The sequence below is a fragment of the Rothia sp. HMSC064D08 genome (assembly GCF_001809525.1).
In the GTDB taxonomy this organism is placed as follows: domain Bacteria; phylum Actinomycetota; class Actinomycetes; order Actinomycetales; family Micrococcaceae; genus Rothia; species Rothia dentocariosa.
On sequence record NZ_KV797899.1, the window covers coordinates 107,638 to 130,817 of the forward strand.

The window sequence follows — 23,180 nt, forward strand, 5'->3', positions numbered from 1 at the left end:
CGCGGTGTGATGACGCACATTTTGCATAGTTCAGGTCAAAATTACGCGCGACCTATTCCCGCTCGAACTCGCACGAAATGAATACCCCATGCCCCACGACGTAGATATTATCGTAGGCGTTCCCGAAGGCGCCGGGTGGGCGCCCATCCATGAGATGGCGCACCTGATGGCATCGTACCTGGACGCGCGCATCGTCACCCCTGACCCGAGCGCATCGCTCAAACCCGCTACCAAAATTTTGGGGCGCCTGCCGCGTATTCCCAGCGGAAGACGTACCGCCCTTGTTATCGCCAGTGACCCCGGACAGCTTTACGCTATCGCGCAGCCGCGCCTCGCCGCACGACGCTATGCTGGGGTTTACGGGTGGGTTATCGATAGTTTCTGGGATGACCGCATTCCCACCATCGCCACCAACGGAACCTATAACACCGTTTTTGTCGCGGACCGCGACGACGTGCACGATTGGCGCAGCGCCGGGGTTAAAAACGTACGGGTGCTTCCTTGGGGTGCAGACGTGTGGAGTAAATTCGATGAGCATCTGGCGCATCCGAAAACCACCGATATACTTCGTGTGGGGCGCCAACCCTCCGCCTATGACGACGATGAACGCACCGCAGAACTTGCCCGGCAAGTGGGAATAACCTTCGCGGGGCGCCCGCCGTTCGGCGTAACCGATCAAGAATCCATCGAGTCTTTGCAGAGAGCACTCGCGGACGCCAAGTTTGTACTGGCTTTTAGTACTTTGGTGAGCCCCGCATCGTACACGCACCCAAACAAGGAGTACATTACCGGGCGCTGGACGGACGCGCTCGCTCACGGGGTGACCGTGGTGGGGCAGGTGCCTAAAACTGAAAGCACGCGCGAGATATTGTGGGATGGAGCGACCGTCGATATTGACCCGCAGGATGCTCGCGCCGGGCTGGATGCGGTGGCGCAGCTTGTGAGCGAATGGACACCTGAGCAGAGCCGCAACCAGGTGCGTATGGCGCTGCAAAGACTAGATTGGCGGCACCGTTTCACCGAGCTATTTCAGGCTGCGGGTTTGCCCAGCCCCCGGCTGGATGCGGACCTAAAGGCTATGGCTGCGGAACTTGCGGATGCTTCCCCGAGTTTATAAAAAGAGCCTTGATAGTGAATGCAACGTTTGAGGAACCCGTTTTATTCGCATCAAGGCTCTTTTAGTAGGGGAGCGGCTATCCGAGGAGTTCTGAGAGCTCTAGCCAGCGCATCTCTAGCTCGTCGATCTCATCCTGAAGCGCCTGCTGTTTTTGCCCCAGGTCGGCAAGCCCGGCGTAATCGGCGGGGTCGTGCATGCTCATCTGTTCGGAGAGCTTGCTCTGTTCCTCGCCCAATTTTCCGAGGCGACGCTCAATCGCAGCGGATTCCTTCTGCGCCGCGCGTGCCTGCGCCCCCGATACTTTCGGTGTGCTCTTGGGATCAGGGTTCGTTGATGCAGCCTGGCCGCCAGAAACCGAAGAATCGTTCTTTTTTGTTGGGACGGATGCACCGCCCGTAACACCGGCGGCAGAACCGCCCCGACCCGCTGCAGAAAGTGCCAAATACTCGTCCACCCCACCGGGCAGATGCCGGAAGGAACCGTCGATCACCGCATACTGCTGATCGGTCACACGCTCCATGAGGTAACGGTCGTGAGAAACCACCAGCAGGGTGCCGGGCCAGGTATCAAGCAGGTCTTCCATCGCCGCCAGCATATCGGTATCCAGGTCGTTTGAAGGCTCGTCCAGAATCAGCACATTCGGCTCGTCCAAGAGAATGAGCATAAGCTGCAGCCGTCGCTTCTGCCCACCCGAAAGATCTTTCACCGGGGTAGAAAGTTGCGCGCTCGTAAAACCTAGCCGTTCCAACATCTGCGACGGTGACATCTCTTTACCGTCGGCAATATAGCTGCGCTTCTTGCGGCCGATCACATCAGACACGCGGTCGTTCTCAACCTCTTTCAGCTCATCCAGCTGCTGGGTGAGAGTGGCAACCTTGACGGTCTTACCGCGTTTCACACGCCCCTCGGTCGGTTCCAAAGAGCCGGTGACCAAGGCAAGCAAGGTTGATTTTCCGGCACCATTCACGCCCAAAATACCGGTGCGCTCACCCGGCGCAATCCGCCAAGTTACGCGACGCAGCACCTCACGTTTGCCGTTGGGCAGTGAAGAATCCTCAAAGGTGACCGAGACGTTCTCAAGATCCACCACGTCCTTACCCAAACGGGAAACCGCCATCTGCTTGAGTTCCACGGTATTACGTACCGGTGGCACATCGGCAATCAGCGCATTCGCCGCATCAATACGGAACTTCGGCTTCGAGGTGCGCGCCGGGGCACCGCGACGCAGCCACGCCAGCTCTTTGCGCATCAGGTTCTGGCGCTTCGCTTCCGCAGCGGCCGCCTGCCGATCGCGCTCCACACGCTGCAGAACGTAAGCCGCATACCCGCCTTCAAAAGGTTCCACGATATTATCGTGAACCTCCCAGGTGTCGGTACTGACTTCATCGAGAAACCAGCGGTCGTGAGTGACCACCAGCAGACCGCCCGCGTTCTTGCTCCAGCGGCTTTTCAGATGATGCGCAAGCCACGTAATTGCCTGCACGTCCAGGTGGTTGGTGGGCTCATCCAGCATGAGCACATCCCATTCCTGTATCAGCAGAGCAGCCAGTGCCACGCGGCGACGCTGCCCGCCCGAGAGTGAAGAAACCGGCGCATCCCAGGGCAGGTCAGACACTAAACCGGCAATAACATCACGAATACGCGGCTGCGAGGCCCACTCATACTCTGGAGTATCACCCACTAGAGCATAACCGACCGTGTGAGAATCGTTGAGAACATCGGACTGATCCAGGTACCCGATGCGCGTGCCACCGCGCGCCGTCACGCGCCCGGAGTCCGGCTCAAGACGCCCCGCCAGAATCTTCATGAGTGTGGATTTACCGTCGCCGTTGCGACCCACAATACCGATGCGGTCGCCCTCATTAATGCCGACGGTCACCCCCTCAAAAATAGTGCGGGTAGGGAACTGAAGGTGCAGCGCTTCGCCGCCAAGTAAATGTGCCACATATCCAGGGTAACGCCTGACTCCCACACGCCTGGAAGTCTTCGTATAAATCCGGCGAAAACCGTGCAGGCAGTTGGACGTAAGATCGTTTGGGGAAGTGCAGGCAGCCGACCGTCAATAATTCCTATAGCTTGTTGAAGGCAAATATCCGATGAAAAATGAGACAGGAGTACTAGGGTAATCAACGTAATATGTATTACATTTTTTACCGAGGGCTCTGTTAGGCTAGTGCCGTACGACACTCTGTAAGGCTTTTTGCAGGTTGTTCGTTACGCACCACATTCCACAAGCTAACTCCCTCGGCACCCTCAAACATTTTTAAATTTAAAAACACACATGGCACAAAAACTCTCCCGCGTAACCCGCGATATTTGGGCGCTCTCACTCGCCACGTTCATTAACCGCGCAACCGGTTTCCTCGGACTTTTCGCCGCCGTCTTCTTCAACGAAATCAAACTCGACGCCCAAGCCGTCGTTCTCGCCCTGCTCATCGTGGGTATTGCGGGTGTGAGCGGGTCGCTTGTTGGCGGGCATCTTGCCGATAGAATCGGTAAGCTCCCCGTCCTGTTGGGAAGCACCCTCATCAATATCGTTATTTTTACTGCTCTCGCGCTCGCAGATTACACGCTCGGGTGGTGGACGGTCACTCTTGCTGCGCTTAACGTCTTTGTCTCTCAATCCTTCGTGGGACCGGCATCCGCGCTGGTCGCCGCCTCTGCTGCTGGGCGTGAGCGAGTTAGCAGGTTCGCGTTCTACCGCATCTTTATCAATGTGGGAAGTATTGTCGCCCCGGCACTCGTGGGTATTATCGGGCGCGAACATTTTAATCTGCTGTTCTGGTTTTCGGTCGCGGGTTCGGCTCTTGTTCCCTTCATCCTGTACTGGGGGATACGCGGTGCAACCACTGGTGGAGGCAACACTTCGGGCACCTCAGAACTATCCGAACCCCGCGAAAGTTCGCCCGCCGCAGATAATCCCCGGAACAAGCCTAGCGCCTATCTCTCAAGTATGTGGGATACGCTCGCTCTGCCCTTCGTCTATATAGCTATGGCGTTCACGATGGTGGTGTATGCGCAGCATCAAAGCGCAGTTCCGCTACGGCTTGATAGCGAGCCAAACGGAGTACAGCTTTACTCGTTCTTACTGATCATCAACCCCGTAATCGTGATCTTTTTCGAGTACCCGCTCAGCCATCTCACTAAACGGCTACCTTCATACCTCGCCCTGTGCTTTGGGATATTCGTTATGGGGTTCGGGGTTGCACTCGCCGGTATCTGTGCACAGCTGCCCGCCGTCGTCATTGTCGGATGGGTGTTGTTTTCCGTAGGGGAGTGCCTCTTTGCACCCATGTCGCACACCTATGTGGCAGAACTATCTTCTGAAGCCGCGCAGTCTCGTTCCCAAAGCTACCTGGCGACCGTGCAGTCTATTGGTTATGCGCTGGGCCCGGGCATCGGAAGCTGGATGCTCCTCGTGCTCGCCGCCGGAGCCTGGGGCGGCTTTATGATCTTGACTCTGGCTGCTGTTGGGTTGGTTCTCTGCGCTTGTCTGGGTGAACCGCGTGAATCTGGTGCAAATCATGCCATTGAGAGGGATAAATCTTAGGGCATCTGAGGCGCCACAGGCACCGTGGTAATGCAAAAATTAGGGCTTCCCAAGGGCACAGAGCGGCGTGTGTGAGAACGCTGCTATTTTTGCTACACTATGGAGTATCCGTTTCTTTGTCCGTCAACCCGACGGGTGTTCATGCGGATAATCCGCCATGGTGTAATGGCAGCACAGCGGCCTTTGAAGCCGTTTGTCTAGGTTCGAATCCTGGTGGCGGAGCGAATAGTTCGGGGGTAGACTTCCGGCTATATCCCACACCTAACAAGGAGACATCTAGGTGAACGCAGAAAATCGGAAGGCACCTTCGGCTGTTATTGTTTTGGCTGCGGGAGCTGGCACTCGTATGAAATCTGCTACCCCCAAAGTTATGCACGCGATAGGCGGTCGTTCCATGGTGGAACACGCCGTAGCTGCCGCCCGAGACCTAGACCCCCAGCGTCTAGCCGTTGTAGTGCGGCACCAGCGTGATAAGGTAGCCCAGCATATTCTCGACTTTGATGCTCAGGTCACTATCGTCGATCAGGACGACATTCCCGGCACCGGTCGAGCCGTTGAAGTCGGTCTTAACGCCCTCGATAATTCCGATCTCGTTGATGGCACCGTGTTGGTCACCTACGGCGACGTACCCCTTCTTCGCGCCGAAACTCTGCGCGAACTGATGGACTTCCACGAAGAGGGACGCAATGCCGTTACCGTGCTTACCACCAATATCGAAGAGCCTGGTGCCTACGGGCGCATCGTGCGAGACCAGGCGGGCGAAGTTACCGCCATTGTGGAGGCCAAAGACGCAACTCCCCAAGAGCTGGCGATTACCGAAATAAACTCGGGTATCTACGCTTTCGACGCCAAGGTTCTGCGCGAAGCTCTGCTAGAGGTCACGACCGACAACGCGCAGGGCGAAAAATACATTACCGATGTGCTCGCTATAGCCCGCGATAAGGGGCATCGCACCGCCGCCCTCGCTATTGAGGATCGCTGGGAGGTTGAAGGCGCGAACGACCGCGTACAGCTCGCGCAGCTTGGGCGTAAACTTAACGAACGTATCCTGGAAAAACATATGCGTAACGGTGTAACTATCGTGGATCCGCACAACACCTGGATCGACGTAACCGTTACCCTTGAAAACGATACAACTCTGCTGCCCGGCGTGCAGCTGCACGGGACAACATCGGTCGCCACCGGTGCAACTATTGGTCCGGACACAACCCTGACCGATATGACTATCGAAACCGGCGCAACCGTTATCCGCAGCCACGGTTTCGGCGCGACCATCGGCGAAAACGCCACCGTAGGCCCCTTCTCATACCTGCGACCCGGTACCGTTTTGGGCGCGAACTCAAAACTCGGTGCCTTCTGCGAAGCCAAGAACTCACAGATCGGCCAGGACGCCAAGGTACCCCACCTCACCTACGTAGGGGATGCCGAAATCGGCGAAGGCGCCAATATTGGTGCGGGATCCATCTTCGCTAACTACAACGGGGTTACCAAAAACCGAACCGTTATCGGCGCGCATACCCGCATGGGGTCGGGCGGCATCTACGTGGCACCTGTCACCGTTGGAGACGGCGCATATTCCGGTGCGGGAGCCCTGATCCGCAAGGATGTTCCGGCGGGCGCGCTCGCTATTTCTGAGACTTCCCAGCGCAATATTGATGACTGGGTTCTAAAAAATCGTGAAGGAACCGAGTCTGCACAGGCTGCTGAGGCCGCGCAGGAGTAGTTTTCACACACCGAGTTCACAAGGAAAGCGAACACAATCATGTCTAGCGAGATTACCAATCCTGGGATGCGTAAAATGGCAGTGGTGTCCGGGCGGGCGCATCCGGAACTAGCCGAAGAAATCGCTGCTGAACTGGGGCATGACCTGCTGCCGACCTCTGCGTATACCTTCGCCAACGGTGAGACCTATGTGCGCTTCGAGGAATCTGTGCGCGGCGCCGATGCTTTCGTAATTCAGTCGCACCCGGCGCCCATCAACGAATGGCTGATGGAACAGATCATCATGATCGATGCGCTCAAACGTGCCTCCGCCCGCTCGATTACCGTAGTTTCGCCTTTCTACCCTTATGCCCGTCAGGATAAGAAGCATAAGGGACGTGAACCTATTTCGGCTCGTCTGATTGCCGATCTGTACAAGACCGCTGGCGCGGACCGCCTGATGTGCGTCGATCTGCATACTTCGCAGATTCAGGGTTTCTTTGACGGTCCGCTCGACCACCTCTTCGCTATTCCAGTTCTGGCGAATTATATTCGCGGGCGCGTTGAGAACCCCGAGAACGTGACCGTCGTTTCCCCGGATACCGGTCGTGTGCGCGTTGCTGAGCATTGGGCAGCTCTGCTCGGCGGTGCCCCTTTGGCCTTCGTGCATAAGACACGCGATATTAACGTGCCGAATCACGCCGTCTCGAAGACTGTCGTGGGCGACGTTGAAGGGCGTTCCTGCGTACTGATCGACGATATGATCGATACCGGCGGAACCATTGCTGGCGCGGTCAAGGTTCTGAAGGATAAGGGCGCGAAAGAAGTCATTATCGCGGCAACCCATCCCGTATTTTCTGGTGCAGCCGTCGATATTCTTTCCGGATGCGGTGCCTCCGAAGTGGTTGTCACTAACACTCTGCCCGTGCCTGCCGAGAAGTCCTTCGATAATCTGACGGTTCTATCGATTGCTCCGCTGATTGCACGTGCTATCCGTGAGGTCTTCGACGAAGGGTCTGTGACCAACATCTTCAACGATCACGCCTAAACCGTATTATCGCATTCACCCCGTGGCCGAGTTTCAACAGTTCGGCGCGGGGTGATGTTATTAGACCGAGAAAAATATCCCCGTCTGAGAACGCTAGCGCTCAGACGGGGATATTAACTACTTAGAGGCTATGCCCCTCATAATCTGCTGTTTTAGTTCTGCACCTGTGCCTGCGAGAGCCACGGCAGAATCTCGAAGAGCGAGTTTTCAATCTCATCAACCGCGATGCGTGCCGCCTCTTTACCCTGACGGTACGGATCACCAATGTTATCGCTTGAGCGCGGTGCTTGATTATGGCTGTACAGGTATGAGATCGGTTCTGCCTCGGAACCGACTTCTTGCTTCAGATTAGCTACCTGCTTGATGAGATGAACCTTATGGTGGTACTGCGGCCATTCGCGGATAATCCAATCGGCGTGTTCCGCCTCCGCCACCAGGATCAGGGTAGCGCGTTCCACCATGTCTTCGGTGAGCTGCTTGGCGCGGTACCCGGAAATATCGTAGCCGCGCTCGTCAAGCTGTTTACCCACATGACGGTATACGCGCGAGCCCGAAAGTGCCGAAGTTCCGGCGCTGGTGAAAATCCAGTCATCGGTCAGACCGTATTCTTCGGAGAGCTGGCTTGCGATAATCTCTGCCGCCGCACTGCGCGCTACGTTCCCGGTACACACGAAGACCGCTTCCATAGGCCCCTGGAGCCTGGGAGCGAGCCTGCGCCTGCGCACCACGCCCGAGCGAACTTCGCCCGGCGCGAGCTTAAACGGAGAAGCATGGGATGCTGCCCGTTTTACGGGACGCACGGAAGCTGTCGGATGCACAGATGCCTGGGCAGGAGCCGAACGGAAACCCGTCGGCTGAGCTGCTGGCTGGGCACTCTGCGTATCCGTATCCTGCGCATCCTGGGCGGAAGTAGAGAGCGTGTTGTTTGCGCCATCACGCACCTTCAAGGTCTGGTGAGCGGGCCGCGAGGGCTCTGTGCGGGTGTTCTCGTTAGACGTGGGACGAGCATTATCACGCTGAGCAAGTTTTCGCACCAGCTGAGCCTGATTCTGCTCGCGCTGCTCTCGTTCAGACTGAGTCTGCTCGTTCTGCTGCCCGGCATTGGATTCTTCAGCGCGCGTGCGCTGAGCCTGTTCTTCTCGGCGACGGCGAGCCTCTAGACGTTGACGGTGAACTTCCGCGCGTTCACGTTCGCGCCGGGCCGCTTCATCTTCCTGGCGCTGCGTTTCCTCTGTCTGAGACTGCTGATTTTCTCCACTGTGAAGATTCAGTTCTTCCTGTGCGCGGCGAATGGCGATTGCCTCTTTACGGGTCTGCGGCTTATACCCAGGCTGCAGAAGCTTCTCCATATCGAACCCCGCGAACTCGGGCTTGTTCGCAAGTTTCTCGCTGATAGAGGGTTCACTCTGCTTTTGCCTCGTTGGAATATCCTCCGGGGTCTGCTTGGATGTTGCCGGAATGCTATTCCACGGATTAGCGGCAGCAGACTTTTTCTGGGGTGTGGGAATGCTGTTCCACGGGTTATGGGTTGCTGCTGTAGATGCCGTTGCCGTGCTCTGTTGTTGAGTCTGTTGCTGGGGAGTTTCAGACTTTTTATGAGTCTGAGCATCTTGGCGTGCGCGAGCCTGCGCCGCGGCAACAATTTTGGCGGGAGAGTAGCCAGGGTCGGACTGCGCAAGATGCGACTGAACCGGCTTAGACTGCACCGAGGAACGCGAAGCTACTTCAGCGGGCCTTGGCTGTTGGTGGGTCCTTCGCTGCGGTTGATGTGCCTGGGCGCGCTGCTGGGTGGGCTGGCTCTGGTTCTGCTGCGCCGATGAAGGACTCTGCTGGCGCTGCGCCATTTGCTCATTTGCTTGACGCGCAAGGTTGGTGCGCACCGTATTCTTCAAGGCAGCATTCCGAGCTGCAGGGTTCTTGGCAATCGAATTCTTGGGGCGTACCTTTTTCGCGCCAGTTGTTTTTGCGGATGCGGTGCGCGCCTGAGCTGACCTCTGCGGCGCCGTGCCAGACTTGGGGCGCTTGTTCTGCGCCGCAGCTGCGCCGGGTGCTTGTGAACGAGACGAGGTGGAACGCTGGGTTATGGGTATCCGTGCGGTCTTCGGGCGCGGAGAATTTGTACGCGCAGCAGTATTTTCCACGCGAGGAGTCTGCTGCTGAGATTTATGCTGTTTTGCGTAACGCTGTGCCGCAGCCTGCACATCGTTGGTATCCATGAGAACCGTTTGATCCAGCTCTGCGCTGTTCGTCGTCGGCTTGGTAATCTGCTGCTCTGGCTTCTTTTTACGCTTTGAAATCTTGCCGTGGAATTCGCCGATGTTAATCGACCTGGTTTTCCGAACCATCGGGCTTGACTGCGTCTGTGGTGCCGCCTGAGAATTTTTACGGTTGCCGCCCACGGAACGCTGTGCCCCCGTGGCGGAAGAAAGTATGCTTGCGGCACGGCGGCGAGCATCGGCTGCCTGCTGCGCCCGCCTCTCTGCGGCCTGTTTTTCAGCTGCAGCACGTTCTGCAGCACGCCGTTCTTCTGCTTCGGCGACCGCAATATCGCGTGCCGCGCGTATGTTAATGCTGGATGTTACCGGCCCAGTGTGATGCAAACCCTGGGAGCGGGATTCGTCCTCTCGCGCTTTCCTCTTTTGAGCAGCGAGCGAGCGTACTTCTTGTGGAAGATCCTGTGACCTACGGGAAGCGCTGCGTGCGGAACGTTGGGGCAGGTCATGTCGCGCGCTCAAACGTGCGACCCCGTCCTGAAGGGAAGACCTTGAGGAGCCCCCTGCTCGGCGGCGTCCGGAAGCGGTATCGGCGGAGGGGGACTCACGGTTATCCTGCCCGGCAGGTACACCAGAGTCAGACAGATATTTGTCCCTGAGGGACTGAATATTAAAAATTCCCATGGATACCTTTCAGAGTCTCGGACGCTCCAGAAGCGCATTGCATTGCCTCCAGGGCAGGGCTACTCACCTATTATTTTACCTGTAGAACACAATTTGTCAGTCTTTGGAGGGTTCCTAGCGTGTATCTCGATGTTGTGTTAGGCACGAGCAGAGTACACGACGGTAGTGTTTACTCGGATAAATTTTCGCGAAAAAACTATGTATCATAATACGTCTTATACGCCGCAAAGATTAAGTAGAAATATGCATAGTCTGAAAATAATCCTGATCTGCATGCTAAAATCTACATACGTATTTTACGTGTATTTTTATCGGCGCCTGCCGTTTCACGAAAGCACAATTCATGAAATTCCTCACCGCACTGCGGACTGAACTGGGGCAGCTAAGCTATTCACTCAAAGCTCGTAAAACCCCTCAACAATGGCGAGATCAATACGCCGCAATTCGTGGTATCCGCATTTTTAACACGCCATCTATACACTATCGAGGCCCCCGTACAGAAGTATGGGGTATTGCGATGGTTAAAGATGAAATAGATATTTTGCCTTCTGTTATTGACCATATGTTTCAACAGGGAGTACATCGGCTGCTTATTGCGGATAATCTTTCGCATGATGGTACCCGGGAATATATTCGTGAAAGATCAACTCACGACTCTAGAATTATCTATGCTGAAGATAATTACATTCCGTATGTACAATCCGAGAAAATGACGTGGTTAGCGCATCTGGCCTGGCGATACGGTGCACGATGGGTTATTCCTTTCGACGCAGACGAATTTTGGTATGCGCCTTCAGATACGCTCGCAAAATTTTTACAGACCTGCCAAAGCTCGGTAATTTATGCCGGATTTCATCATTCGGTACCTGTCACGGAGAACCCGAGTGATGTTATCAACACGGAACTTGTGATGGATACGGCAGATTCCTTCCCCGGAAAGGTGGCCTTTCGTGCCCATCCTTTTGCTGTTGTGGTACGTGGTAACCACGAAGTACGCCGTTTAGGCGCTCATGAACGTTCCTTAGAGATCGTGCATGTGCAGTATCGGGGGGCTACTCAGATTGCGCGAAAAGTTCGGCAAGGGGTCACCAGCGCTGTGAGCACAGGCCGAGACGCCGCAGTGATTACTCCGCATTGGCTTGCTGGCAGTAAGCTCAGCGATAGTGAGATTCAAGAGGTATGGACCAATATCTCTCACGGTCTGCCGGATGAGCGCATCCAGTTCAAAGCTGAAGGTCCTATGGTGCGCGGAAAATTTTTGCGGTGGAGAAGCTGGAACGAAGACGGTTCCTTAAACAAATTCTCTTCTGATGCCTCAGGTAATGCTGGGGGATCATCATGAGTAAAGAATCTGCACCCGTTATGGCAGGAGTACCTAGTACTAGGTACGTTATGCTGGATAGCCTGACAATTTTGCGGGGTCCGGCTGCGCTATTCGTCTTTTTCTACCATACGAGGTGGGCGCATGTGGTTCCTAGCGCATCCGTGGGATATGTAGGAGTCGCATTGTTCTTCGTGCTTTCGGGCTTTGTGCTGACCTGGTCGTATAAGCCTGCCGACGGAGCCAAGAAATTCTACCTGCGCCGATTTGCGCGTGTATACCCGCTGCACCTTTTCTTCTTTGCACTTGCCTTGGCAATTCTCGTCCTGACTCAGGAAGCCCCATCTGTGGGTGCTACATTAAGCAACCTGGTTCTGCTCCACACCTGGGTGCCGAATTGGGACTATATTTTTTCGGTCAATGGGGTGAGCTGGTCTTTAGGCTGCGAGGCTTTTTTCTATGCCTGTACTCCGCTCGTGTTGGGTTGGCTCAGCCGCCGCTCCCCGAAGGCGGGATATACCGTTTTGGCGGGCTGGTTCCTGCTGACGGCGGCGGTGGCGAGCGCTATAGCACTTACCTCTAATTACGCCGATGTTGTGGTGTACGCTAACCCGTTGCTTCGTTCGGGTGAGTTCGCCTTAGGCATGCTCTTAGGGCTGCTGGCGCTTAAAGTTCGTGACGGCGATTTAGCGATGCCACGGATACGTACCTGGCAACTGTGGGCGGTAACAGCACTTGCTTTAGCCTGGATTTCTGGTGTTTCTAAAGTTAGTTTGCCGCAGACCATCAACGGGTTTGTGCTTGACCCGGTATGGTTCTTGCTGATTGGGATGTTTGCGCTTCACGATATACAGCGCGCGCAATCGCATCATCAGGTTGGTGAGCCGGTGCCGGGGAATTGGATACGCCGCTCTCTCGTGTATTTCGGTGAGGTGAGTTTTGCCTTCTATCTGGTCCATGAAATTGTTATTTTCCGATTCATCAAGACCTCTTTAGGGAGCGATATGATTCGCATGGATGCACGGGGAATCTTGATGATGCTCATAATCTTGGTGATTTCTATACTTGCAGCGATTATTGCGCATCATGCGATCGAACGTCCCGCACGTATTATGATTCTCAAGGCATCCACGCGCACTCTGTGAGGTTTTTATGAAAAATATTTATCGTAAACTCAGAATCTTCTTTCCTGGACGAAAATTTTATATTTTAATCCTCAATATTCTGGGGCTTTTTGTGGTGTCTCTTTTCGAGATGCTGGGTGTGGCGGCTATTCTACCTATCGTTAACCTGGCGATGGGCGCCCCTATTACTGGATATTTGCGAACTGTCGCGGAACTTTTCGGCAACTCCGACCGCACGCAGCTTATCGTGATTTTTGGTATCGCGCTGGTGCTCGCCTTTGTCATCAAGGGTGTATTGTCGTTGGTTATTAAGCGCTGGAGTCTGGGGTTTATTGCTACTCAGCAGAGCATTACCTCGGTGAATCTGCTCAACTGCTATATGCGTGAGCCTTATCTGGTTCACCGTAAGCGTGGTGCAGCGGCGGTGCTTAACTCGGTTAATGACATTGTGGGGCAGGCGTACAGCGCTTTCGTAAATGGTGTCATGAGCTTTATCGGGGATTTACTCTCTATTGTGGTGCTCATGGTGATGCTGCTGGTTCTTATGCCGCTTCCCGCGCTTTTCGCTTTTGCCTACTTCGGCGTGGCTGCCTTTGCGCTTCAATACGTTTTGCGAAGGAAAAACAAGGAGCAGGGCGAGATTATCCTGGAAGCTACGCGCGGCTCGATGAATGCAGCGCTTGATGCTGTGGTTGGGTTCCGCGAGATTCGTATGCACGGTGTGACCGAACGGTACCTACACCGGTACCAGAGCAAGCGCATGGACTCGGTGAATGCGAATATGCGGAACGTTTTCCTTCAAGAACTTCCAAAGTATACCCTTGAAATTATTTTTATTCTCGGAATCGCCGCACTTCTAGCGATCATGAGCATGACTCAGGGAGTCGATAGCGCACCCTATCTGCTCCTTTTCGCTGGTGCCTGCATCCGTATTCTGCCGAACTACACGCGCATTGTGGCGTCTTTAGGTAATATTCGTTCCGGTGAGAAACCCAGCGATGAGCTTGTCCGCGAAATTGGGATGCTTGATGAACAGGGGAAGAAGCTCGATCTTCCGCCTGCTCCCGACTCTGATATTCAGGCAGAGTACGTAAACCGTGAGATTGAGCCCATCACTATTACGGTGGAGAACCTTTCCTTTACCTACCCCGACGGTGATCAGCCGGTGCTGAAGAACATTAACCTGCAGATCCCTATGGGGACGTCGATGGCCTTCGTGGGCGGCTCGGGTTCGGGAAAGACCACCCTGGTTGATTTGATTTTGGGGCTTTTCAGTACTGAACAGGGGCGTGTGTTGTGCAATGGAGTGCCGATCGAGCAGGATCTACCCGCGTGGTTTCAGCGCATCGGGTATGTGCCTCAGGATGTCTTCATTGCCGATTCTACGGTGCTGGAGGCGGTTGCTTTCGGGCTTGAACCTCATGAGATTGATGAGGCGTGGGTGCGTGAATGCTTGGCTGTCGCCGAGCTTACTGAGGTTGTGGACTCCCTGGAGAACGGGCTGATGACGATGATTGGGCACAATGCTGTTCGGCTTTCGGGTGGTCAGCGCCAGCGTCTAGGCATTGCACGCGCGCTCTATCGCAACCCCAGCGTGCTCATTATGGACGAGGCCACCAGCGCCCTGGATAACGAGACCGAGCATAAGATTACCCAGGCGATCGAGCGTATCTCGCGGGATATTACCGTGATTATCGTGGCGCATCGCCTCTCGACGGTGCGCAATGTGGATCAGCTGATTTACCTTTCGCAGGGTGAAATCGCCGCGCAGGGAACCTTCACGCAGGTGCAGCAGCAGAATGAAGAGTTCGCCAATCTGGTGCGTTTAGGGCAGCTTCCCGAATAGTCGGGCGAATCGAACTGAAAAACATTAAAACTGTGCCCGCCTCCCAATCTTGGGGAGGCGGGCACAGGTCTATGCGGATGCTAGTTTTAGGCGGTCTCTGGCCGGGCTTCAAGGAAGGGTTTAAGGCTGTGCGCATCCTGCGGTATATCGCTGCCTAGTGGATAGAGGCTTCCGCGCGGCTGCCACGCAAGATTTACGGGAATGGGCCTGCCCGCGATAAGATCCAACCAAATATCGGCAAGTTGTTTCTCGCTCAGCTCGCCATTTTTACGCCAGTGATACCCCAAATCTTCCGGCAAATCGGTGAGCTCAAGCGCCTTTGCCCCCTGCATGAGCTTGCGCTGCAGCTGCTGCCGCGAACGCCAAGGCAAATGTAAGATAACCACCCTGTCGGTGCCCTGCGTCCCAGGTCGAAGCACCCGATGGTTGCCCATGGTGACGACCGATGACCGCCAGGATTTAAAGCACACCTTCGGGTCAAAATGCGCGGTTGTATCGAGCACCAGGTCTCCCGAGGCCGTAGGAAACAGGTTGTAGAGCTGCGAGATTTCCACGGTATTTTTGCTGGTGGACAGAACCTCGGCGAGAGTACCTTCAACGCCGAACCAAAACTCGTCCGCATCGAAAGGTACCACCCAAGTGGCACCGGCTCGCTGGGCACGATGGGTCAGATAGGTCATTTTCTCGGACTGATAGTAGGCGGGCTCCCGATCACGCCCAACACTCAGCGGAAGCTCGCGGCTAAGCCGCTGAAGAAGCTCAAAGGTGCCGTCATTCGAACCGTTATCGACCACCAGGATGCGCGCCACCCCCTGGGCGTGCAGATGCCGCAGGGAACGTTCGAGCACATCCGCCTCATTCTTGACCATCGCGACCGCCCACACGCCCTTGGTCGTGGGCAGGGGAGGGAGCTCGAAGGTCTTCTCTAACGCCCGGTAGCGGTTTTTGAAATCTCCTGTGTTCAGCAGGGTACGTGCCTCACGCCGGGTACGCAGATCGCGCTGCGCCAGAAAAAGCCTATGTTTTCCAGTGCGAAGCCCGCGAACAGTCGGGTCTAGAAAACGGGGTTTAAAACGCGAGTTTTCAAGGCGTCCAGAGAAAAAACTACGGGAGTTAGATACGATTCGCTGCGAAAATTTAAACGGCGCGAGAAATTTGATGTTCATGGGTTATCTTCCGTGCTTGAGTATGAGTGAGTTGTGAAAGAGTGAAGTATAGGGTTTTACACGGTATCGCCTTCTTCAGGCAGAAGCCAGGTTCCCCCGTGCGGCGGCTTAACCGCATGCCAGCGGGAGAAATGCGGATGAGGACGCACAGTTCCGGGCACCACGATAGGCTGGCGGGTTTTCGCATCGTACTCGTGGGCATTCGGTACGTACACCTCAACGGGGTGATCTGCCTGCGCCATATAAGCGCCCCAGTACCCGAACGTGGTGTTTGTAAGAATAAGCCAGCGCGCCTTCGCAAGAACCGCTAAATCCGCGAACATACCCTCGCCGGTCTTATCGTAGAGCACCGGGGCAATATCTTCGAGAAAACTCAGGTTTTCACGGCACCACTGCGGGTCATCACTCGTGACCACGAAATTACTGGGACTCATGCGCTTAAGAACCTGATCCAGGGCTTCACGTACATAGGCTACGGTATCAATACCGTAACGCTGCCGAATTGCGGGAACAGAATAATAATCACCGCGCCGAATACTGAGCACCACCGTATTACTTCCTACAATATTGCCTACTGTAAGAATACGCTGCCTAAAATGCTCAGAAGAAAGTAATCGTTCACGGGCAAAAATCTCAAGAGAACCGGGCGCAAAACTATCTTCTACATTGGTATCAAGACCAGAATAACGCCGGTGTAAAAACTTAAAATCTTTTGGATCCATCATGAGTTCCTGCAAAGCGGGAAATTCTGTAAGCCAAGGTTCTAAACCGGCAGTATCGAGCATATATGAAAAATCCCCAGCATCGGCGCGACGGTCAGCATCAACGGCCGCCAACAGATAAAGCCAATTACCGCCGCGAGAAAAAGGAGGCGCAATATACACTTTCTCGCGAGAGTGGCGAACTGTATCCAAAACCCGTGCAATACCGGGGCGTAAAAACCCCATCACACGAAAATAAGCTTCAACATGCGGCGGGCGCATACCCTCAAGTTCTGTTAACCGGGTTTTATCTTCAGACTCAGAACGACGATTCACACATAACTCCCTGGGATTTACACACGCAATACCTTTATTATGAGGCAAAATTACGCTGTGTAGTCACCTGATATGTCGATACTATATTAGAATTATAAAGTAACACTCACTCACGAGGATATGACGGCAACAACTATGTGCAGTATGCCGAGAGTTTCCTCACGAATAAACACATACGTTTACAGACAATGTTTGATGACCGGAACATAGATGTAAACCGCAACAGAAAGCATTTTTGTGACTTCGTCAGCAGAAACTATCTCCGCCATTATTCCCTTTTATGGCGAACCTGCTCCCGTGCTGGATTTAATTGCCAGCCTGCGCGCGCAGCGGGGAATAACCCCCGAAAATCTTGAGATTATCGTTTCTGATGACCGCTCACCCATACCCTTTCCCGACACCGAAGGCGTGAGCATCGTGCGCCGCGAGCGCAACGGTGGATTTGGCAGCGCCGTAAACTCCGGAGCTGCACGCGCACGTGGAGACTGGCTGATAATCCTCAACAGCGACCTTGAACTCGGCGAAAACTTCATCAGCTCGATGCTCACGGCGCTCGCCGCCTATCCGCAGGTGCTCGCCAGCCCCCAAGTAGTCGGTCACGACGGAAAACACCAGTGGGTAGCCCGCAAATTCCCCACCGTGGGGCATATCGCGTGGGAATGGTTCACACCCCTGGCACGCTTCAAACCCACGCGCCTGTGGCATCGCGGGGCAGGGCACGATATAAGTGCCTGCACCGCCTTGAGGCCCCACGGAACAGACTGGGTTATGGGCGCCTGCATGATGGTGCCCCGCACGGTATACAAACGGGTACAAGGCATGGACGAACGCTTCTACATGAACAGCGAAGAAGTAGACTTCCAACGCCGCCTAGCCGAGATTGGGGTGCCGCGCATCCTAGTGCCCGAGGTGACGGTCACCCACGAAGGAGGCGCATCCAGCCCCTCATCCCGGCGCCGCCAATGGCTTACCACCGCACGGTTTATCTACGCCGAAAAATGGGGGTTCGAGAAGAACCTGCGCCGCGCCCTAACCCTCACTAGCTACGCCAATTACGGCTTCAATCTGGTGCGGTCCCTGCGAAATCACCGAGTGAACCCGCGCGAGATTCTGAACCACGAACTAGAGCTGATCAGGCGAGGAACGCGGCACGAAAACTAGTCGGGTAACCGCACCGAGGCGGCTTTCCCACACGAAGGATCACAGGACAGAGAAGAACCACAAAGGATACACACGAGATGAGAGCCCCCACGATTCTGCTGGTTTCGCCAGCGTTCCACGGGTATTGGAAGGCTATTGAGGCTTCGCTAAACGTTGCCGGATACGAGGTTCGCACCCATATTTACGATGCTCCCGGCACAGTTGCCGACCGTATCCGCAATAAACTCGCGCACGAACTGCCCGAAAAATATCGGCCCGCATCCGCCGCAGCCCAGGCGACCGCTCGTGCTATCGCCGCGTTTGAAGAGTATCGCCCCGATATTGTGCTCGTCATCAAAGGCGACCTGCTGGGGGATACCTGGTGGCAAAAACTTGAAGAATCCGGGGTGCGCTACGGAACCTGGCTCTACGACGAGCTGCGTCGCATGTCATACACCCTGGAAGATTTACCGCGCCTTGGAGCGCTCGCAAGCTATAGCCCGCAGGATGCCGAATACTTGCGCTCCCTAGGGTACGCCGTCTTGGATATGCCCAACGCCTACGATTCGCACTGCACGATCGCGCCGGTTACCGAAGACGCCATCAGTTTCGTCGGGGCGAATTACCCTAACCGTGAGCATACGCTGCGAACTCTGCACGAAGCGGGAATACCCGTGCGCGCCTACGGGCGAGACTGGTCGCGCCACCCCTGGGATATAGCCCGAACCCGCAGATTCAAGGGCACTGGAATTCCTGCACACCGCGATATCGACCGATCCGCCGCCTACGGGGTCATGGCATCATCACCGGCGACCCTGAATATCCACCACAACCAAGACGGCTTCACGATGCGCACCTTCGAAGCCCCCGGCGTAGGCGCACTTCACCTGATCGACCGAGCCGATGTGGCGCGCTACTACGAACCCGGACGCGAAGTACTGGTCTACGAGAGTACCGAAGAACTTATTGACCTGTGCGCCCGCATCTTCTGTGAACCCCGCTGGGCGCATACAATCCGTGAGGCCGGGCAGCGACGCACCCTCGCCGAGCATACCTTCGATGATCGCGTCAAAATTTTGGAGAAACTATGGGCCTAAACTACCCCGTCGATCTCGAAGCCTGGCATGCCTGGCAGCAGCGCCAAAACACCCTGCGCTGGGTGAAAGGACACGCCCAGAACATGATGCGCGCCCGCAGAGATGCCCAACAGGACATGGTTTCCGGCATACTCTATACGCGCGGGGCAATACCGCGGGTACTGATCGTGCTCGACTCGTTCTCCCCCACAAGCCGCAACGCCCTGCTGGAACCGCTCAAACACCTCGAAGGGGTGGGGGTCGCGCTCTGGTGCCCGAGCGACGCTTCAGAATATCTCAACGGACAATACGCCAGCACACACTATAGCCGCAAAGACTGGACCGCCACCCCGATACGCGCCGATGAGCTCGCCGAAAAACTGCCCGGCGTGCGCCTCGTGCTGTCCTTAGGGCACTACCTGCCGCGCGGTCACGCGGCCTACCGATTCGCCCGCGAACGCGGCATAGCCTACTGGGTGGTACAGCACGGGCTGCTGGTTCCGCACGCCCCACCGCTGCCCATCGGGTCAACTCTGCTCGCCTTCAGTGACGAGGACGCCCAATTTTGGGCTTCCGGACGCCGCGACGTGCAGACGCATACCGTCGGCTCACAGCTACTCTACCGCGCTATCCAAAATACGCACGGCGAAACTACCAAATCCCTGGGCAAAATCCTGTTTCTGGGGCAGATGCATGGTGCGGAATTGCCGCGCGCATCCTTCGCCCGCGCCGCGCACAGCTTTTTGAAACGCCACGACGGCATCTACCGGCCGCATCCGAACGAAACCGATAAACTCTCCCGCGCCACCCACGCGCTCTGGGAGATAGAAGGCATCGCCATAGATCGCTCTACTACGCCCCTGAACGAGGTGCCGAACCCGGTGGTCTCAGTCTTTTCAACCGGCGTGCTTGAGGCCGCAATCCGCGGTATTCCGGCGTGGGTATACCACCCGAACCCGCCCGCTTGGCTCGAAGAATTCTGGGCACGCTACGGCATGAACCGCTGGGGTGAAGACCCCACGCCGGCGCCCGAGCAACCCGCAGTCGAGCCCGCCCACACTATCGCTCAGCTCATCATCGACTACCTGGAGGCATACTAATGCGCGTTCTCTGCGTTATTCCCGTGCGCGGCGGATCCAAAGGCATACCGCGTAAAAACCTGCGCGAGATCGCCGGAAAACCCCTGGTGGCGTGGACTATTCTGCAGGCGCTCGCCGCCCGCGACGAACTGGCGGGGGAGCACGAGGTGCGGGTCGTGGTCTCAACCGAAGATCAAGAACTCGCCGCCATCGCACGCCACTACGGCGCCGAGGTTCCGTTTATGCGTCCCGCACATCTTGCCGAAGATACCACAGCCACCGAACCGGTAATCGAGCACGCCATCGACTTCTACACGGGCGAGGGCTGGGCGCCGGATGCGGTCATGCTACTGCAGGCCACCAGCCCGGTACGCCTGCCCGGCACCTTGGCCCGCGCGGTGCGTCAATTCGCCGAGAACGGCAAAGACTCATTGGTTGGGGTTATCCCGATCGGCCCGTTTATTTGGCGGTGGCACCCGGATGCCGAACCTACTGCAGAGTTCGAGATTATGGCGCGCCCACGCCGCCAGGAACTCACACAGGAGACCTTCCGGTACCGGGAAAACGGTTCGCTCTACCTCACCAAAACTCACGTGTACACCGAGCACCACAACCGTCTGGCGGGGTATCCTGGAGGAACCATTGATCTTTTCACGCTTCATGAGGTCGAGGGCGTCGATATTGATGCTCCTATTGATTTTGCGGTTGCCGAGCATCAGCTCAAGCAAATTCTTGAGGGACAACCCGGCGTAAGAAGCTAAGCCTCAGCGTCAAAAGACCCACCACTCACTCTCACTAAACACAAGTTTTCTTGAAGAAAGCATCATAAACCGTGATTATCGAACGTAATATCGCGCCCTATGTGGTCTTCGCCGAAGACCCGATTCTGACTGCGCTTCACAAAATTTCTGCCAACGGTCAGCGCATCATCTTTTTAGTCAACGAATCCGGCATCTTGCGCGGTTCACTTTCGGACGGGGACTTCAGACGCTGGCTGATCGCCAACCCCACCGCATCCCTAGAGACCAGCGCACTGGCGGCGGCGAATACGAACCCGCAGACCGCTCCCGCCGATAGCGACCCCGAATCTTTGCGCGGCTATTTCGCGCGCGGTATCGAGCATATCCCGCTCATTGACGAACGCGGCCATCTGATGGCTTTGGCGATGGACGAGCAGAACGTGCTGCGCATCGGAAAGCACACCATCAGCGAGGATGCGCCCGCCTTTATCATCGCCGAGATCGGTAATAACCACCAGGGGAGTGTGGACTTCGCGAAAGAGCTGGTGGACCTCGCGGTGGAATCCGGTGCGGACGCCGTGAAATTCCAGCTACGCGATCTGGATGCGCTCTACCGCCAGCGCGGCGGCGCCACTGCGGGCGAGGATTTGGGCGTTCAGTACACCCTGGATCTGCTCTCACGGTTCTCGCTGAGTGTTGAGCAAATGTACGAGGTATTCGACCACGTCAAGGAGCACGGTCTGGATATTTTGTGCACCCCCTGGGATGCGCCTTCCGTGCAGGCGCTCGTCGATTACGGTATTGCGGGCATGAAGATTGCCTCCGCAGACCTGACGAACCACGAACTGCTGCGCGATGTTGCATCGCGCGGGCTGCCCATGCTGGTATCCACCGGTATGAGCCGCGAAGAAGAAATCCTGGACTCGGTGAACCTGCTGCGCAAGGCGGGCGCATCCTACGCCCTGCTGCAATGCCAATCCACCTACCCGGCACCCTTCAAAGACGTGAACCTGGCGTATATGGACCGTCTCGCCGAGATCGGCCAATGCCTGGTCGGATATTCCGGACACGAACGCGGCTACCATGTGCCCGTGGCCGCTGTTGCGCGCGGTGCGAAGATTATCGAGAAGCATTTCACGACCGATAAAACCCTGGAAGGCAACGATCACACCGTATCGCTGCTGCCCGAAGAGTTCGCGGCGATGGTGCGGCAGATTCGTGACATTGAGGAATCCATCGGCACGGCCGCGCCCCGCGAGGTCTCCACCGGTGAACTGATGAACCGCGTGAACCTGGCCAAATCACTGGTTGCAACCCGCAGCATAGCCAAAGGTGAGGTAATCACCGAGGCAGATGTGGCCGTCAAGTCGCCCGGCCGCGGCCTGCAGCCAAACTACCTGCCGCAGCTGCTCGGGCGTACCATCCAACGCGACGTTGAAGAAGGGTCGTTCTTTTTTGAGGGCGATCTGAAGGACGACTTCGTAACCCGCCGCGACTTCACCTTTGAACGCCCCTGGGGCCTGCCGGTACGGTACCACGACTACAAATCTCTGATCGAAGAGGCAACACCGGATTTCCTCGAATTCCACTTCTCCTACAAAGACCTCGACATCAATATTGACGAGGTCTTTGAGAAGAAACTGCCCATGAGCTTCACGACCCACTTGCCCGACCTCTTCGCCGGGGACTTTCTGGTCGATCTGGCCTCCCGCGACCCCGAAGTCTGGGAACGTTCCATCGCCGAGGTGCAGCGCACCATCGACATTACCCGCGATTTGACCCGCTACTTTACGGTGGACGAAGACCCCGTCATGGTCGTCACGATGGGCGGCTTCACCAAAGATAAGCACATCCCGGCGAGCGCCCGTGCCGCAAAGTACGAGCGCATCGGCGAAGCCCTGGGACGGCTAGATACCGCCGGGGTGCGCCTAGCGGCACAGACTCTGCCGCCCTACCCCTGGCTGATGGGCGGGCAGCAATACCACAACCTCTTCCTTGACCCGCAGGACACCGCCGAATTCGCGCGCGCCTACGACAGTGCTCTCTGCCTGGACATTTCACACACTATGCTCGCATGCAATTTCCTCAAAATTCCGCTCTCGGAGGCGGTAGCACAGCTGGCACCACACTCTATCCACCTGCACCTGGTCGACGGTATCGGAGTAGACGGCGAAGGCGTGCAGGTAGGTGAAGGCGATGTCGATTGGGCTGCACTGGGCAAGCAGCTGCGCGAGCTGGCGCCGAAAGCATCGTTCATCCCCGAAATCTGGCAGGGGCATATCAACAACGGCGAAGGCTTCTTCACCGCCCTAGACCGCCTCGAAAAGTGGCTGTAGGT

Annotated in this window: 16 protein-coding genes and 1 tRNA gene; 13 read left to right on the forward strand and 4 right to left on the reverse strand. The window is 56.2% G+C overall.

Annotation, left to right across the window (positions count from 1 at the left end; all coding sequences use genetic code 11):
* The first annotated feature begins 88 nt into the window (after positions 1 to 88).
* Positions 89 to 1,117, forward strand: a complete 1,029-nt coding sequence (locus HMPREF2625_RS05910) for a glycosyltransferase (RefSeq protein WP_070522897.1) — start codon at positions 89 to 91, stop codon at positions 1,115 to 1,117.
* 76 nt (positions 1,118 to 1,193) lie between these two features.
* Here the strand turns inward: HMPREF2625_RS05910 and HMPREF2625_RS05915 are convergent, their stop codons facing one another.
* Positions 1,194 to 3,062: an ABC-F family ATP-binding cassette domain-containing protein gene (locus tag HMPREF2625_RS05915; protein WP_070522899.1), complete on the reverse strand. Its 1,869-nt coding sequence runs from the start codon at positions 3,060 to 3,062 to the stop codon at positions 1,194 to 1,196.
* Positions 3,063 to 3,398: 336 nt separating this feature from the next.
* On the opposite strand from HMPREF2625_RS05915, the gene HMPREF2625_RS05920 reads away from it, so the two are divergent.
* The 4 genes from HMPREF2625_RS05920 to HMPREF2625_RS05935 all read left to right on the forward strand — a co-directional run bounded on the left by HMPREF2625_RS05920 (position 3,399) and on the right by HMPREF2625_RS05935 (position 7,416).
* On the forward strand, positions 3,399 to 4,667 hold the full coding sequence (locus HMPREF2625_RS05920) for an MFS transporter (RefSeq protein ID WP_070522902.1): 1,269 nt from the start codon (positions 3,399 to 3,401) through the stop codon (positions 4,665 to 4,667).
* A 151-nt stretch (positions 4,668 to 4,818) separates the two neighbouring features.
* A tRNA-Gln gene (locus tag HMPREF2625_RS05925) sits at positions 4,819 to 4,889 on the forward strand.
* Between the two features lie 58 nt (positions 4,890 to 4,947).
* Positions 4,948 to 6,390: a bifunctional UDP-N-acetylglucosamine diphosphorylase/glucosamine-1-phosphate N-acetyltransferase GlmU gene (glmU, locus tag HMPREF2625_RS05930; RefSeq protein WP_013398612.1), complete on the forward strand. Its 1,443-nt coding sequence runs from the start codon at positions 4,948 to 4,950 to the stop codon at positions 6,388 to 6,390.
* Positions 6,391 to 6,429: 39 nt separating this feature from the next.
* Entirely contained in the window at positions 6,430 to 7,416 is a 987-nt protein-coding gene (locus tag HMPREF2625_RS05935; protein ID WP_048778555.1) for a ribose-phosphate diphosphokinase, read from the forward strand.
* A gap of 152 nt (positions 7,417 to 7,568) precedes the next feature.
* On the opposite strand, the gene HMPREF2625_RS05940 is transcribed toward HMPREF2625_RS05935, so the two are convergent.
* Positions 7,569 to 10,313, reverse strand: coding sequence for an arsenate reductase/protein-tyrosine-phosphatase family protein (locus HMPREF2625_RS05940; RefSeq protein WP_070522905.1), 2,745 nt, complete (start codon positions 10,311 to 10,313; stop codon positions 7,569 to 7,571).
* 343 nt (positions 10,314 to 10,656) lie between these two features.
* On the opposite strand from HMPREF2625_RS05940, the gene HMPREF2625_RS05945 reads away from it, so the two are divergent.
* The 3 genes from HMPREF2625_RS05945 to HMPREF2625_RS05955 are packed head-to-tail and all read left to right on the forward strand — an operon-like array spanning position 10,657 to position 14,604.
* Complete coding sequence (locus tag HMPREF2625_RS05945) at positions 10,657 to 11,655, forward strand: glycosyltransferase family 2 protein (RefSeq protein ID WP_070522908.1); 999 nt, start codon at positions 10,657 to 10,659, stop codon at positions 11,653 to 11,655.
* Positions 11,652 to 12,779 carry an acyltransferase family protein gene (locus tag HMPREF2625_RS05950; RefSeq protein ID WP_083295632.1) on the forward strand — a complete coding sequence of 376 codons (1,128 nt, stop codon included), beginning with the start codon at positions 11,652 to 11,654 and terminating at the stop codon, positions 12,777 to 12,779. The genes HMPREF2625_RS05945 and HMPREF2625_RS05950 overlap by 4 nt, the downstream gene beginning before the upstream one ends.
* A gap of 7 nt (positions 12,780 to 12,786) precedes the next feature.
* Entirely contained in the window at positions 12,787 to 14,604 is a 1,818-nt protein-coding gene (locus HMPREF2625_RS05955) for an ABC transporter ATP-binding protein (RefSeq protein ID WP_070522914.1), read from the forward strand.
* A gap of 86 nt (positions 14,605 to 14,690) precedes the next feature.
* Here the strand turns inward: HMPREF2625_RS05955 and HMPREF2625_RS05960 are convergent, their stop codons facing one another.
* On the reverse strand, positions 14,691 to 15,770 hold the full coding sequence (locus HMPREF2625_RS05960; RefSeq protein ID WP_070522917.1) for a glycosyltransferase family 2 protein: 1,080 nt from the start codon (positions 15,768 to 15,770) through the stop codon (positions 14,691 to 14,693).
* A gap of 56 nt (positions 15,771 to 15,826) precedes the next feature.
* Positions 15,827 to 16,807 (reverse strand): alpha-1,2-fucosyltransferase, encoded by a 981-nt coding sequence (locus tag HMPREF2625_RS05965; protein WP_246826709.1) that lies wholly within the window; start codon positions 16,805 to 16,807, stop codon positions 15,827 to 15,829.
* Between the two features lie 237 nt (positions 16,808 to 17,044).
* Here HMPREF2625_RS05965 and HMPREF2625_RS05970 point away from each other — a divergent pair, with 237 nt between their 5' ends.
* The 5 genes from HMPREF2625_RS05970 to HMPREF2625_RS05990 all read left to right on the forward strand — a co-directional run bounded on the left by HMPREF2625_RS05970 (position 17,045) and on the right by HMPREF2625_RS05990 (position 23,178).
* On the forward strand, positions 17,045 to 17,968 hold the full coding sequence (locus HMPREF2625_RS05970) for a glycosyltransferase family 2 protein (protein WP_070522920.1): 924 nt from the start codon (positions 17,045 to 17,047) through the stop codon (positions 17,966 to 17,968).
* A 77-nt stretch (positions 17,969 to 18,045) separates the two neighbouring features.
* Positions 18,046 to 19,044, forward strand: coding sequence for a CgeB family protein (locus HMPREF2625_RS05975; RefSeq protein ID WP_070522923.1), 999 nt, complete (start codon positions 18,046 to 18,048; stop codon positions 19,042 to 19,044).
* Positions 19,035 to 20,123: an RNA-binding protein gene (locus tag HMPREF2625_RS05980; RefSeq protein WP_070522926.1), complete on the forward strand. Its 1,089-nt coding sequence runs from the start codon at positions 19,035 to 19,037 to the stop codon at positions 20,121 to 20,123. Before HMPREF2625_RS05975 ends, HMPREF2625_RS05980 begins: the two co-directional genes overlap by 10 nt.
* Positions 20,123 to 20,863: an acylneuraminate cytidylyltransferase family protein gene (locus tag HMPREF2625_RS05985; protein ID WP_070522929.1), complete on the forward strand. Its 741-nt coding sequence runs from the start codon at positions 20,123 to 20,125 to the stop codon at positions 20,861 to 20,863. The genes HMPREF2625_RS05980 and HMPREF2625_RS05985 overlap by 1 nt, the downstream gene beginning before the upstream one ends.
* A gap of 71 nt (positions 20,864 to 20,934) precedes the next feature.
* Complete coding sequence (locus HMPREF2625_RS05990) at positions 20,935 to 23,178, forward strand: N-acetylneuraminate synthase family protein (RefSeq protein WP_070522932.1); 2,244 nt, start codon at positions 20,935 to 20,937, stop codon at positions 23,176 to 23,178.
* Positions 23,179 to 23,180 lie beyond the last annotated feature (2 nt).